General features: G+C 30.7%; 7 protein-coding genes. 4 read left to right on the forward strand and 3 right to left on the reverse strand.

Going from position 1 to position 15,400, the window contains the following annotated elements:
• Positions 1–13: 13 nt before the first annotated feature.
• Positions 14–373, reverse strand: coding sequence for a GtrA family protein (locus tag JK634_RS06655; protein WP_202766859.1), 360 nt, complete (start codon positions 371–373; stop codon positions 14–16).
• Positions 374–570: 197 nt separating this feature from the next.
• Complete coding sequence (locus JK634_RS06660) at positions 571–1,296, reverse strand: M15 family metallopeptidase (RefSeq protein WP_202766860.1); 726 nt, start codon at positions 1,294–1,296, stop codon at positions 571–573.
• 238 nt (positions 1,297–1,534) lie between these two features.
• Here JK634_RS06660 and JK634_RS06665 point away from each other — a divergent pair, with 238 nt between their 5' ends.
• The 3 genes from JK634_RS06665 to JK634_RS06675 all read left to right on the forward strand — a co-directional run bounded on the left by JK634_RS06665 (position 1,535) and on the right by JK634_RS06675 (position 14,006).
• Positions 1,535–3,877 carry an ATP-dependent DNA helicase gene (locus JK634_RS06665; RefSeq protein WP_202766861.1) on the forward strand — a complete coding sequence of 781 codons (2,343 nt, stop codon included), beginning with the start codon at positions 1,535–1,537 and terminating at the stop codon, positions 3,875–3,877.
• A gap of 135 nt (positions 3,878–4,012) precedes the next feature.
• A complete protein-coding gene (locus JK634_RS06670) occupies positions 4,013–5,239 on the forward strand; it encodes an MDR family MFS transporter (RefSeq protein WP_202766862.1) in 1,227 nt (408 codons plus the stop codon).
• Positions 5,240–5,366: 127 nt separating this feature from the next.
• Positions 5,367–14,006, forward strand: coding sequence for a GH36-type glycosyl hydrolase domain-containing protein (locus tag JK634_RS06675; RefSeq protein WP_202766863.1), 8,640 nt, complete (start codon positions 5,367–5,369; stop codon positions 14,004–14,006).
• Between the two features lie 46 nt (positions 14,007–14,052).
• Here JK634_RS06675 and JK634_RS06680 read toward each other — a convergent pair whose 3' ends face one another.
• Positions 14,053–14,940 (reverse strand): VIT1/CCC1 transporter family protein, encoded by an 888-nt coding sequence (locus JK634_RS06680; protein ID WP_202766864.1) that lies wholly within the window; start codon positions 14,938–14,940, stop codon positions 14,053–14,055.
• Positions 14,941–15,119: 179 nt separating this feature from the next.
• Here JK634_RS06680 and JK634_RS06685 point away from each other — a divergent pair, with 179 nt between their 5' ends.
• Positions 15,120–15,338, forward strand: a complete 219-nt coding sequence (locus JK634_RS06685) for an asparagine synthase (protein WP_202766865.1) — start codon at positions 15,120–15,122, stop codon at positions 15,336–15,338.
• Positions 15,339–15,400: the final 62 nt, after the last annotated feature.

A 15,400-nucleotide genomic window follows, 5' to 3' on the forward strand; every position in this document is an offset into this window, starting at 1 on the left:
GGAGTTTAGTTTATTATTTAAATGTCCATATCTTATTAATTATAAAATTGGCTGCAAAACCCAAAATGATAGCAGGTATTTGAGCGAGTGTTTTATTTGCACCAAGTAAGTGAACAAAGAACCAAAGTGTGGAACTATTAATTATAAACGATATAACATTGGTTATTAAAAATTTTACTCCTGTATCCACAGTTGCTTTTTTCTTAAATACAAAGTTACTACTTAAAATAAAGCCATTTATGGTTCCTGCAACATAACCAATGGCATTAGCAATTAAGTAATTAACGTTTATATATATTAATAAATTATAAATAATAAAGGTAATTAATGTGTTAAGTACACCAACCACTGAAAACTTTAAAAGCTTATCCATTATTAAATACATCCTTCCTGGAATATTATTATATTTTGGACTTCATAATTTATATTATAACAATATAAAATGGTGATTCAATGGATATTATATGTGAATTTTATGGGATAACTCACATAATTAATGGTAAAGATGCTTATAAAAAATAGTTCTAAGTAAATTTAGAACTATTTTTCAAAAATTATGAATACTTGAAACTAAAAATCTTCTAATGGTATGTCTAAAATAGGATAATTATCAGCTTCAGAATCATCATAATGCCACCATTCAGTTTCTATGGTATCAAATCCATTCTTCTCCATTACTGAAGTGAGTAATTCAAGATTTTTTTTGGCAGTATCTGAGATGTTTGTATTAGTTCTGTAGGCACTCGTATTAAATTCATCGAATCCAGTAGGCATTTCAAGTTCTTTACCAGTACTATCCACTAGCGTGATGTCTACAGCTGCACCTCTATTATGTCTTGAACCACTAACATATGGCGAAGCAATAAATCGCCTATCTTTAACTAAATTCCACAGATTAACTTGTACAGAAGCTGGTCTATAGGCATCCCAAATCTTAATCTTATAACCAAGTTTCTTAAAATCATTATTAGCGTTTATTAATTTATCTAAAGTTCCTTTTTGTAATAAGCAAGTGTCTACAGGATATATTTTTTTGCCAGTAAAATTATTAGTTGTTGAATATCTTAAATCTATTACGAAACTTTCATCATAATCTAGTACTGGTACTAATCCACTTTGGTCAGAAGTAGTATCTTTTGACATAAGGTACTTTTCACCAGCCAGATTAATAACAGATGTAGTGGTTGGAGTACCTTTGCTCTGTGAAAAAAAGGCGCCAGCTCCAAGACCAGTTCCAATTCCTGCAGAAAATATTAATGCTGATATTATAAAAGTCAATAAATTTTCTTTCTTCACTAAAAGACTCCTTTCTACAAACATACTAGTTACTAATTATTATTTCGGTTAAAATAGTAATTAGTTAATATTATACTATATAATTCACATAACTAGGTTTTAATATTTAGTAAAGGTTTTTAAGTTCAACTAATAATTTATTTATGTATGAATAAATTAAGTTTCCTATAAGAAAACCTATAACATATTAAAATAATAAAATAATATATTATTTTTAGAAAGCTTAATGAGGTTCAAAATGGATAATGGAGGAATAAGAATTTCTGTTAGAAACTTAATAGAATTTATATTAAGAAGAGGAAATATTGATAGTAGTTATATGGGTAACAAGAGGGCTCAAGAGGGAACAAGAGCGCATCAATATCTTCAAAAAGAAAATTCTAAGATTTATGAAGAATATAAAAAAGAAGTTTATTTTAAGCATATTTTTGAAAGAGAGAGTATGTCAATTTCTGTTGAAGGAAGAGCAGATGGCATTATAAAAATAGATGACAGAATAATAATTGAGGAAATAAAAAGCACAACAAAAGAACTAGTACTTATAGAAGAAGATAATAATATGCTTCATTGGGCACAAGTGAAATTTTATGGATATATGTATCTAATAGAAAATGATGGGAACTCCATAGAGTTGCAGCTAACATATATCCATCTAGATAGCAATGAAACAAAAAAGTTTAATAAAGTTTTTGAATTACAAGAATTAGAGGAATTCGTTAACTTTGTAGTAGATGAATATATAAAATGGGCTCTTTTTACCTTGGACTGGGTAAAAGAAAGAAATAATTCAATAAAGAGTTTAGAATTTCCATTTGAAAGATATAGAAAAGGACAGAGAGAATTTGCAGTAGTAGTATATAACACAATTAAATCAAAAGGAATGCTATTCGCACAGGCACCAACGGGTATAGGTAAGACTATATCAACATTGTTTCCAGCAATAAAATCCTTAGGAGAAGAATTATCAGACAGGATATTTTATTTAACAGCAAAAACTATAACAAGAACTGTGGCAGAAGAATCTCTAAGATTAATTAGAGATAAGAAAGTTAGAATAAAAAGCATAACTTTAACTGCAAAAGATAAAATATGCTTTAATAGTGGTTCTAGCTGTAATGCAGAGGAGTGCGCTTATGCACAAGGGTTTTATGATAAGGTGAATGAAGCTCTTTTTGATATTATAAATAATGAAGATGAATTTACAAGAGAAAAGATAGAAACCTATAGTAAAAGATATGGGATATGTCCATTTGAGTTTTCGCTTGAAATATCTAACTGGAGTGATGTTATTATTGGTGATTATAACTACGTATTTGATCCAAGAGTTTATTTAAAGAGATTCTTTGATGAAAGTTCAGAAAAATATACCTTTCTAATAGATGAAGCTCATAATCTAGTGTCTAGGGGAAGAGAAATGTTTTCTGCTATTTTGGAAAAGAGAGCTATACTAAACGCAAAAAAAATATTAAAAGGTGAAAAAAAGTTAATTAAGTATCTAAATAAGATAAATACATACTTAATATCATTAAAAAAAGATGCTCAAGATAAAGATGTAAAGGAAATAATAGTAGATGAGCCAACAGTACTTTATGAATATATAAGAGGATACCTAAAAGAATGTGATGAATTCCTCGTAACTCATAAGGATTTCCCAGAGTATGAGCAGATATTAGATTTATATTTTCAATTAAATACATTTATAAATATTAGTGGGTTTTATGACGAAAATTATTTGACTATAGTTAAGTTAGATGGGGAAGAACTGATTTTAAAGTTATTTTGTATAAATCCAAGTAAAAATTTAAGGGAGGGGATGAACAGATCAAATAGCAAAATAGTATTTTCTGCGACACTTTCCCCGGGAAATTATTTTATAGAATTGTTGGGAGGAAGTGAGGAAAGTTATAAAATGAGTCTTCCATCACCTTTTCCAGAGAAAAATCTTTTGACATTAATTGCTCCAATATCCACACGGTATAAGCATAGAGAAGCAACTATAAATAAAATCATTTCTATGATATTAGAATTTGTAAAAGCTAAAAGAGGAAATTATATGTGCTTTTTCCCTTCATATAAGTACATGAAGCAAGCTCAAGAAATTTTGGATTCTAGAAACGAAGATATAATATTTATAATGCAGAAGGACAATATGAGTGAGGAGGATAAAGAGGAGTTCTTGAAAGAATTTAAAGAACCAAAAGATAAAAGTCAACTAGGCTTATGTGTTTTGGGAGGAGTATTCTCTGAGGGAATAGATTTGACAGGAGATTCGTTAATAGGTGCAATAATTGTTGGAGTGGGCTTGCCTCAAATATCTTTTGAACAAGATCTGATAAAGGATTTTTTTAAGGAAAAGGGAGAAGGATATGATTATGCATATACTTATCCAGGAATAAACAAAGTTATGCAAGCTGTGGGAAGAGTTATCAGAAGAGAAGAGGATAAGGGAGCTACATTACTTATAGATGATAGATTTATTAGTAATAAGTATTTAAGATTGATGCCAGAAAATTGGAGAGACCTCAAAATAGTCAGAGATAAGGAAGATATAATTAAAGAAATGGATGATTTCTGGAGTTAACTTAATATTTAGAAAGTACCATATTAAAGATAATATGGTACTTTTTTATAAAGTTTTAGTCGATTACCTTGAAGTATACTAATTCATGTTATATAGTTATATGTAATACTTAGAAGGGCTTAAGGGGGGAAAGAAATGCTTAATAAGTTTAATATATATAAGGGGCTACCAACAACAATATATATAGTATTCGCAGTGCAAATAATTAATAGATTTGGTGATTTTGTTATGCCATTTATGACGTTATTCTTAACTAAAAAATTAGGTATGTCATTAGGCATAGTTGGTGTAATAGTAATGGTAACATCATTAATTACAATACCGGGATCTATGCTCGGAGGGATTTTCGCAGATAAATTAGGAAGAAAAAAGACTTATATATTTGCACAAACTGCATCAGCATTATTTCTCGTACCTTGTGCATTCTTAGGCACATCATATATAGTAGTAGCATTTCTTATGATATCAACGTTCTTTAATGGAGCAGTAAGGCCAGCTTTGCATGCAATAATTGCAGATGTTTTGCCACCAGAAAAAAGACAAGCAGGGTATTCTCTGCAATACTTAGGAATAAATATCGGAGTAGCAATTGGTCCTATTGTAGCAGGGTTCTTATTTAATAATTTCCTTCCGATGCTTTTTATAGGAGATTCATTAACATCATTTATTGCATTAGGACTAGCGTATATTTATATAAAAGAAACTAAACCTAATCTTACAAAAGGGGAAAATAATCCTAAAGAAAAGCCTAAAAAGGATAATATGATAAAGATTTTATTAGGAAAGCCAGAAATATTAATGTTTTTAACTATCTATATTGTATTTACAGTAGTATCAACTCAAAGTACTTTTGCATTACCTCTGATGATTGACAATGTATTTTCTATAGATGGTGCAGAAAAATATGGGTTTCTAATGAGTGTTAATGCAATTACAGTTATATTTTTCACAGTTTTTATTACACGATTAACAAGGAGAATACATTCATTAATTAATATTTTGATTGCAATAATGCTTTATGGAATTGGACTTGGAATGATAGGTATTATAAGGTCATATACATTATTTGTTATATCCACTGTAATATGGACTATAGGAGAAATTCTTATAGTTACAAATTTTGGGGTTTACTTGGCTAATAAAAGTCCTTCAGACTATAGAGCGAGATTTAGTGCTATCGGAAGCTTGAGTTGGGCGATTGGGGCCTCAATGGGTACTTCATTAGGAGGAAAATATATTGAAAAACAAGGAATTATAGAAGTATGGCCTTTAGCATTTGTTTTATGTTCTTTTTCAGCCTTTTTAATGTTTCTTCTTTATTTGCGAAGTACTAAAACAGAGAAAGTTAGAGCAGAATCATAAAAATATAATTAAGAAGTATTTTATTTATTTCGGCAGAGTAGATTAGCTACCTGCCGATTTTTTTACATATTTTTATATTCATAGGGGATAATAAATTTTACAGTTAGAAAAATAAGGAGTGTGTGGAATGTTCTATATTTATATAATTCTTATATTATTCATAGCCATACTTGGGTTTTATCTATTTTTTAAATATAAAGGCAATGAAGAAAATAATTTAATGGAGGATGTTCCATCCATAAGTGTAAGTCAAGAAGACTTAGAAAAACATGCATTAGAAATATCTCAGCACTTTAATTTAGTAACAACTAGATCTAATTCTAGAAGAAAACTTTTGAAGAGCTTAGATAGAAGTTATAGGAATATTATCGAAACATATGAGTTTATAGATAATGAAGTGAAATATAAAAAAGAGGTTGTGGCAGCAGCAGAATGGATGCTCGATAACCTTTATTTAATTGAAAAAGAATATAAAGATATAAAATATAATATGCCTAATTCTTATTACAAGGGGTTACCTGTAATAAAAAAAGGAATAATGAAAGGATATCCTAGGATATACCATATAGCAGTAGAACTTATTTCCCATACAGATGGAAGAATATATGAAGATACAATCGAAACATTTATAAATGCGTATCAAAAAAACACAATACTTTCAATGGGAGAGTTATGGGCTCTACCTATTATGATTAGAATTGCATTAATTCAAAATATAAGCAAAATTGCAGAAAAGATTGTATATGCACAAAAGGAAAAGGAAAAAGGAGAATTATTAGCAGAAGAATTAATAAATGCTTATAACAATAACAGATTGAATGATAAGCTCCAAGAATTAAATGATAATACAGTCTATAGCTCACATTTTATTGAGAAGTTTGTGAAAATTTTAAGAAATAATGGAATAGATAGCATTGAACTATATGAATGGCTAGATGGCAAATTAGAAATTCAACAGACTACAACAGATAAAATAATAATTGAAGAACATCAATTGCAGGCTGCTTTTCAAATGTCTATAGGTAACTCAATAACAAGTATAAGAGAAGTTGGAGGAATTCCATGGAGGGATTCATTTGAGAAGTTAAGTTTAGTAGAAGCAATATTAAAGCAAGATCCTATTAAAATATATACTTCAATGGATTTTGAATCTAGGGATAATTACAGGCATATGGTAGAAAAAATAGCTAAGAACAAGAATGTACCAGAGATTCTTGTTGCAAAAAAGGCTATCGAATGTGCAAAGAATTCTAATAATGTAGAGGAGTATAGAAAGCATATAGGATATTACCTTATCGATGACGGAATAAATGAGTTGAAATATGCTATAAATCCAAAAGCCACAATTGATAGAAAGTTTAATGAATATATGAATAGACATAAAGTTAAGTTATATGTGGGTACAATTTTTATACTTACAGCAGTATTATGCTTTTTGGTTTTAACATTGGTCTCAAGTGCTGATAGGAATGTATCAGGAATTGTTTATATAGTAGAATTTTTAGCACTTATAATTCCTTGCAGTGAAATAGTGATCTCCATATTTAATTGGAGCATAAATAGAATATCTACTCCAAGATTTATGCCTAAAATTGAATTTAAGGATGGTTTACCAATAGAATGTTCAACAATAGTTGTTATACCAACACTATTAACAAGTAAATCTAGGGTAAAAGAATTAATTAGCGACTTAGAGGTTTACTATCTTGCAAATAAGGAGAAAAATATTTATTTTGCATTATTAGGAGATTTTAAAGATAGTCTGTTTAAGGAAGAGATACAAGATGAAGAAATTGTTGAAACAGCATTAGCAGAAGTTAAAAAGCTCAATGAAAAATACTCTGATTCAGGTGAAGATGTATTCTATTTCTTTAATAGATATAGACAATTTAATGAAAAGGAAGGAATATGGTTAGGCTGGGAGAGAAAACGTGGAAAGTTAATGGAGTTTAATGCTCTCTTAAGGGGAGATAAAAATACGAGCTATAACATAATAAGTGGTGATATAGAAAAGCTTAAAAGTATAAAATATGTAATAACATTGGATGCAGATACTCAGTTACCACGAGATATTGGTAAAAAGTTAGTTGGAGCTATGTGCCATGTTCTTAGTAAACCACATGTAGATAAAGCACGTAAAAAAGTCTTAAGAGGATATGGGCTTATGCAACCACGTGTCAGTGTAGGAACAATAGAAGCTAACAAAACTATATTTTCTAAGATTTTTTCTGGTGAAACAGGAATAGATATGTATACTAGCGCAATATCAGATGTTTATCAAGATATATTTGGTGAAGGAATTTTTACAGGTAAGGGAATTTATGATATTGACGTATTTAATTATATGCTAAAAGATGAAATACCTGAAAACAAGGTTCTGAGTCATGACTTGTTAGAGGGGTCATATGTAAGAGCAGCATTACTAACTGATGTGGAGCTAATTGATGGATATCCAGCATATTATAATTCTAGCTCTAAGAGATTACATAGATGGGTAAGAGGAGATTGGCAAATTATTAGTTGGATAACCAAGAAATCTCCATTAAATTCATTATCAAGATATAAGATATTTGATAATTTAAGAAGAAGTCTTTTGGCACCAGCAATAGTATTATTAGTTGCACTATCATTTTGGTTATTCCCTTCCTCTGATAAAGGATTAGTTGTGGCATTATTAGCACTTTTATGTCCTGTAATATTCGATGTATCAGAAGCAGTGGTTTCACCAGTTAAAGGGATAAGTTTATCAGGAAAAATAAGTAATTGCATGACAGCTATTGAACAAATGTTTCTAATATTTTGTTTTTTACCATATCAAGCATATCTAATGTTAGATGCGATTATTAGAACTTTATATAGACTTATTATTAGTAAAAGAAATTTTTTAGAATGGCAAACAGCTGCTGATGTTGAAGCTAAACTAGGTAGAAATCTGAAAAGTTTTGTTACTGCTATGTGGCCTGGAAGTTTAATTAGCTTAGTAATCTTAATATTGTCCTTTGGTGTTTCTACACAGTCTGGTGCATTAATGATACCATCATGTGTTCTTTGGATTATAAGTCCAATAATTGCTTACTTTATAAGTAAGGAGATAAAACCTAAAGATTATATTTTAGAACAAGAAGATATGAAACTGTTAAGAAGGTTTAGTAGAAAAACTTGGGCTTACTTTGAGGACTTTGTGAATGAGGATAATAACTGGCTTGCCCCTGACAATTTTCAAGAAGACCCGCCTAAAGGAGTAGCTACTAGAACATCTCCTACAAACATGGGAATGGGGCTTACTGCGAATTTAGTGGCTTATGACTTGGGATATATTGGAATGTTAGAGACTGTCGAAAGGCTTGAGAAAATAATTGTTAGTATGGAAAGCTTAGAGCAGTATAAAGGCCACTTTTATAATTGGTATGATACTGTTAGCAAAGAGCCATTATTCCCTAGGTATGTCTCAACTGTTGATAGTGGTAACTTGGTAGGGTACTTATGGTTGGTTTCTGAAACCTTGGATGAGTATAAAAAATCTTTTATGATTAACGTAAATAAAATTCAAGGATTATATGACACATTTAATTTGACTAATAAAGAAATAGAAGAACTAACAGGAATCAAAGAACTTAATAGTGAGGATATTAATGATATAAATGATAATGAATTTGATATTATTACATGGAAAAACATATTAAATAAATTCAGTAACAGAGTAACTGAAATAGGAAAATTACAAGATGGAAGACAATTATACTGGAACTCTAAAGCTAAAAAACTTATTGATGGATATAGTAGAGAACTGACAGAACTATTTCCATGGGTAGATGTGATAGATGGAGAGGAAAAAGATACATCAAGTATAGTACAAAATCTTAAAAACTTATTATCACAAACACCACTTTACTTGATTAATTCTGAAATTGAAAAGATTGAAAATGATATAGAAAGAAACATGAGGAATGATAGTTTAGAAAGAAGTCAAAAGGACAAAATGAATAAGCTTAAAGCACTACTAGAAGAGAGTAAAGAAAGTGTTTATAAGTTTATTAATAAGATATCAGAATTAAAAGCAAGAATAGATAAAATGGCTGAAGATACTAATTTCACTATGCTATATCATAAAAATAAACATGTATTTGCAATTGGATATGATATTGAAAAAGATTCATTAAGCAATTCGTATTATGATTTACTTGCTTCTGAATCAAGGCAAGCAAGCTTTGTTGCAATTGCAAAAGGCGATGTTGAACAAGAGCATTGGTTTAACTTAAGTAGAGCAATGGCCTTGATAGGCAACAAAAAAGGTCTAGTTTCTTGGAGTGGAACAATGTTTGAGTATTTTATGCCGTTGTTAATTCTTAAAAACTATCCTGATACTTTACTTCAAGAAACCTATAATAGTGTTATTTATGGTCAAAAAAGTTATTGCAAAGATAGAAATGTACCTTGGGGAATATCAGAATCAGCATTCTATACCTTTGATGCAGCTTTAAATTATCAATATAAGGCATTTGGAGTACCTGGAATAGGTTTAAAAAGGGGACTATCAAATGAACTAGTAATATCTCCATACTCAACAATTATGGCATTACAGATAGATTTGCTAGATTCTATAGACAATATGAAAAGGCTTATTAATGAAGGAATGGATGGAAAGTATGGTTTCTATGAAGCTCTAGATTATACAAAAGAAAGAGTTCCTAAAGAATTGAAAAAAGGCATAGTTAAGTGCTTTATGGTACATCATCAAGGTATGAGTTTGATGGCTCTAAACAATGTGTTAAATAATAATATCCTACAAGAAAGATTTCATAGAATTCCTAGAGTGAAAGCTACAGAGTTATTACTACAGGAGAAAATTTCAAAGAGGATAATCTATAACAGAAAACATCAATTTGAGCCAGTAGAGTTTAATATTGAAAAACAACCAATAGTAATTAGAAAATTTAATACAGCAAATACACAAAATCCAGAAACTAATATTATCTCAAATGGTAATTATTCTGTTATGTTAACTAATAGTGGAAGTGGCTATAGTAAGAGAGATGAATTGACTGTTTATAGATGGAGAGAAGACTTGACACTAGATAACACAGGAATGTTCTTCTATATTAAAAACTTAAATTCAAATGAGTATTGGAGTGCAGCATATGAACCTTGTAAAAAAGAGGGAGATGGCTACGAAGTTAAGTTTTCATTAGATAAAACTGAATTTAAAAGAAAGGATGGAAACTTAAATACTAAATATGAAATAGCAGTATCACAAGAGGATAATGCAGAAACAAGAAAAATATCTATAACTAATAATAGTGAGCATTCAAGAACCATCGAACTTACTAGCTATATGGAAGTTACACTAGCACCATATAATGCAGACATTGTGCATCCAACATTTAGTAATCTATTTATAAGAACAGAGTATGTTGGGGAGCCAGCTTGTGTTATTGCAAATAGAAGACCAAGAGCTAAGGGTCAGAAAAAACCCCATGTGGTTCAAACAGTAGCAGTTCAAGGGGAATTGCTAGGAAATATTGAATATGAAACTAGTAGAGCTAATTTTATAGGCAGAGGTAATGATGTATCTAGACCCTTTGTAATGGAGAATAGTGCTCCGCTTACTAATACAACTGGAGCTGTACTAGATCCTATAATAAGCATGAGAGTAAGGCTGGAGATTAAGGCAGGTGAGACCGCTAAAGTAGCATTTACAACAGCTTTAGGAAACTCTAGAGAAGAGGTAATAGAATTAGCTAAGAAATACAGTCAAATGTTTAATGTGAAGAGAATATTTGAGATGGCATTAACCCAGACACATTTAGAAATGAAGTACTTGGATATTAAGTCTACACAAGGAAACTTATATCAATATATGGCTTCAAAGATACTATTTATTAATCAATCTCTGAGAGAACGTGAGAAGTACATTAAGGAGATTAGAAAAGCTCAGTCTTCCTTATGGCCATACGGTATATCTGGTGATTTGCCAATTTTACTATTAGTATTAAGGAATCAAAAGGATTTAGACTTGGTAAGGCAGTTGCTCAAAGCACATGAATATTGGGCAACTAAAGGGTTGAAGGTAGATTTAGTCATTTTAAATCTTCAAAATACAGTATATACACAGCCGCTGCAAGATGGAATAAGGGATATGATTACTTCAAGTCATGCTAGGGATAAAGAAAATAAGCCAGGAGGAGTATTTGTACATAGTAAAGGAACTATGTCTAATGAAGATGTGGATTTCCTTATAGCTATAGCAAGACTTGTTATAGATGCTGAAAAAGGTAGTTTAATGGAGCAGCTTAAGATTAAATATCGATATAATCAAGAAGAAAAGTTACTACAAATTAGTAATAAAGAATATAATGCAAAAGCTTTCAGATTTGATGAAAGAAATCTAGAATACTTTAATGGATATGGTGGTTTTGATGTAGAGAAAGAAAAATATACTATCATATTGAAGGAACATAAGAATACTCCAGCTCCTTGGATAAATGTAATTTCAAATGGGGAATTTGGATTCCATATATCTGAAAGTGGAAGTAGCTACACTTGGTATAAGAATAGTAGAGAGAACAAGGTAACTACTTGGTCAAATGACCCAGTAACAGATCCATTAGCCGAAGCATTATATTTAAGAGATGAAGTGAATGGAAAACTATGGGGTATCACACCAAAACCTGTGCGAGATCAAGGAGAATATATTATTGAACATGGATTTGGATATTCAAGCTTTAAGCATGAGGCCAATGGAATAATTGGAGAAGTAACATATTTTGTTCCGGTTGATGAGAGCGTTAAGATAGGGTTAGTAAAGCTTAAAAATAATTGTGATGAGAATAGAAGGTTATCACTATCATACTATGCACACACTGTATTAGGAGTAGTACCTCAACAAACAGCTCAATATATATCTACATATTTGCAAGATGGTAAGTATATATATGCACAAAATCCTTACAGTGAACATTTTGGAAGAGCATATGCATATTTAACAATTGCAGGTGGAGAAGAAACATCCTTCACAGGAAATCGCACTGAGTTCTTTGGAAGAGGGGGTATAATTGATAGACCAAAGGCCCTAAAGTATGAGAACTTTAGTAATTCTGTTGGTTCAGGTTATGATCCTTGTCTAGCATGTAATACAAAAATAGAAATAAATCCAGAGGAAGAAATAGAACTTGTGATAATACTTGGTCAAAAAGAAAATATAGAAAATATTAATAAGATTGTTGAGGAATATAGCAATATAGAAGTTGCAGAAACAAAATTAAAGGAAATTAAGGAATATTGGAAAGAATTGCTTCATAGGATACAGGTTAAAACTCCAGATAAAACAATGGATATACTGCTTAATGGCTGGTTAATGTATCAAACAATATCTTGTAGATATTGGTCTAGAACAGCCTTCTATCAATCTGGTGGAGCAATAGGCTTCAGAGATCAACTTCAAGATGTTATGTCCATTGGATTTTTAAATTCAGAATTTACAAAGGATCAAATTTTGCATAGTGCCACAAGACAATTCGTTGAAGGAGATGTTCAGCATTGGTGGCATCCAGTAGTCAATAGTGGAATAAGAACAAGATTTTCTGATGACCTTTTATGGCTACCATATGTGACAATAGATTACATTAAAAATACTGGTGATTATAGCATATTAGAAGAGGAAGCTGGTTACCTAGAAGATGAACCGTTAAAAGAAGGAGAAGATGAGAGATATAAAGTTACTCCAGAGTCAGATAAAAAAGGAAGTATATATGAGCATTGTGTAAGAGCTATAGAAATATCATTAAAATTTGGACCGCACAATATACCACTTATGGGAAGTGGAGATTGGAATGATGGTATGAGTACCGTTGGAAATGAAGGTAGAGGTGAAAGCGTGTGGTTAGGATGGTTCTTATATAGTATACTTAATGATTTTAAGGAGATATCAAAGCATAAAGGTGATGATGAGAGAGCCAATAGGTATGAAAAAATGAGAGATTTTATAGGAGAGAATCTTGAAGAGAATGCTTGGGATGGTGGATGGTACAGAAGAGCTTACTTCGATGATGGTACTCCATTAGGATCAATTGAAAATGATGAATGTCAAATTGATTCATTGTCTCAATCATGGTCAGTAATCTCTGGAGCAGGAAGAGAATCTAGAGTAGAAGAGGCTATGGCAGCTTTAGAAAGATATCTTGTTAAAGAAAATATGGGAATGGTTCTATTATTAACACCAGCATTTAATAATTCTATATTAGAGCCAGGATATATAAAAGGATATGTACCAGGAGTTAGGGAAAATGGAGGACAATACACTCATGCAGCAACATGGGTTATACTTGCAATGACTAAGCTAAAGTATAATTCTAAAGCTTGGAGAATATTCCATATGATAAATCCAATTAACCACTCTAAGTCATATCTTGAATGTGAAAGATATAAGGTTGAACCATATGTAATGACTGCTGATATCTATGCAACAGAAGGGCATGAAGGCAGAGGCGGCTGGAGCTGGTATACAGGTGCATCAGGATGGATGTATAGGGTTGGTATCGATGGAATACTTGGACTTAAGCTAAGAGAAGGAAAGGGTTTTTCAATAGAACCGTGCATACCAGATGAATGGAATGGATATGAAATAAACTATAGAAAAGATGGTTGCACTTATCATATTCAAGTAAAGAGAGGAGAAACCAAAGAAATATATTTAGATGGAGCTCCAATTAAAGATAATATGATACCGTATTTAGATGATGGTGAACATGAGGTTGAAGTAATAATATAGAACAAATAGATTAAGGTGACTAGAGTATCTAGTCACCTTAATCTATTTAAATGGAAATGCCTAAGAAATGTTTTATGGCTACGCCTATGATAAATGCAATAAAAGAAACACCTATACTTATAGAAGCCATTTCAAGAAAGCGTCTTTTGAATGGGGCATCTTGCGCAACGGAAATATAGTAATTAAAGGCTGTAATTATTAAAAGAGTAGTAAGTATCATAACAATAGTTGCTAGAATATATTCAGAATCATTAAAGATTAAGAATGGTAAAACCAATAAGAGTACAGTTATTATATAGGATATACCTGTATAGGTAGCAGATTTTGCTGCATCATCTCGTCCTTCAGATTTAGAAGCTAAGTAATCAGATGAAGCCATAGAAATTGTAGCGGATATACCAGTAACTAAACCTAGTAATGCTATTATTTTTGTATTTTGAATAGCTAATATTAATCCAGCTAAAGTACCTGTTATTTCAACTAATGCATCATTTAATCCAAGGACAATAGAGCCCACATATTTAAGCTTTTCTTCATCAAGCATAGCTATAAGCTCATCTTCATGACGTTCCTCTTCTTGAATAATTTTTAATGCTTCAGGTATTTCTTTAGATATAATAGAATAATGTTTTGCTGATATTTCTTCACTTCTCTCCATAAGCTTAATAGCGAAAGTAAAACCTAGTATTCTGCTTACTAATGTATACCAAAAAACTTTTAGTTTACTTGGAGAAGCATCTTTGTGTGTATATTTCATCCAAATAGCGCTATGCTTTTTTTCATCGTTAGCTATGTTTTCAAGTATTTTTTTATTACTTTCAGACTTAATTTTTTTAGCAATATTTTTATAAATATGATAGGCAGTGATCTCTTCCTTTTGTACTATTTCTAGTATTTCTTTTGTTTCATAAGTTAAATTTTTTACTTCTTTCATGATATACCCCCAATTTTAAGCTTGTATATATTATTTAAACAATAGATAATAATTATTAACAGATAGTATATATCTATTATATCATGCTTTGATGCAATTGGAAATGAAGGATAGATGTTACAGAGAATAAAATAAAAAAATGGATAAACTATATAATGAAAAAATAAGGAGGGATATTTATGAATTATAGTAGACATCATTCTGGAGTAAGAGAAGGATTAATACCTACAGCACTAGGAACTGCTGTAACAGCTGGAGCTATAGCTGCACGTTGTATTGATATAAAGCAACACCATGGTATGAAAAGAAGAGATGTATTGCCAATGGTAGAAACTGCGATTATAGGCTTTGGATTAGCACACATAGTACTAGGAGCTATAGATTTATTACAAGATTAATGGCTAAAAACTACTAAAGTTTATCAAAAACTTTGGTAGTTTTTTGTATATTATTAATATGT

The sequence above is a fragment of the Clostridium paridis genome (assembly GCF_016765615.1).
In the GTDB taxonomy this organism is placed as follows: Bacteria; Bacillota; Clostridia; order Clostridiales; family Clostridiaceae; genus Clostridium_T; species Clostridium_T paridis.

What these genes read in the sequence shown, in the direction of transcription:
- JK634_RS06655 (WP_202766859.1), bottom strand. Translation starts at nt 373, where the DNA reads ATGGATAAGCTTTTAAAGTTTTCAGTGGTTGGTGTACTTAACACATTA.
- JK634_RS06670 (WP_202766862.1), top strand. Translation starts at nt 4,013, where the DNA reads ATGCTTAATAAGTTTAATATATATAAGGGGCTACCAACAACAATATAT.
- JK634_RS06680 (WP_202766864.1), bottom strand. Translation starts at nt 14,940, where the DNA reads ATGAAAGAAGTAAAAAATTTAACTTATGAAACAAAAGAAATACTAGAA.
- JK634_RS06685 (WP_202766865.1), top strand. Translation starts at nt 15,120, where the DNA reads ATGAATTATAGTAGACATCATTCTGGAGTAAGAGAAGGATTAATACCT.
- JK634_RS06675 (WP_202766863.1), top strand. Translation starts at nt 5,367, where the DNA reads ATGTTCTATATTTATATAATTCTTATATTATTCATAGCCATACTTGGG.
- JK634_RS06665 (WP_202766861.1), top strand. Translation starts at nt 1,535, where the DNA reads ATGGATAATGGAGGAATAAGAATTTCTGTTAGAAACTTAATAGAATTT.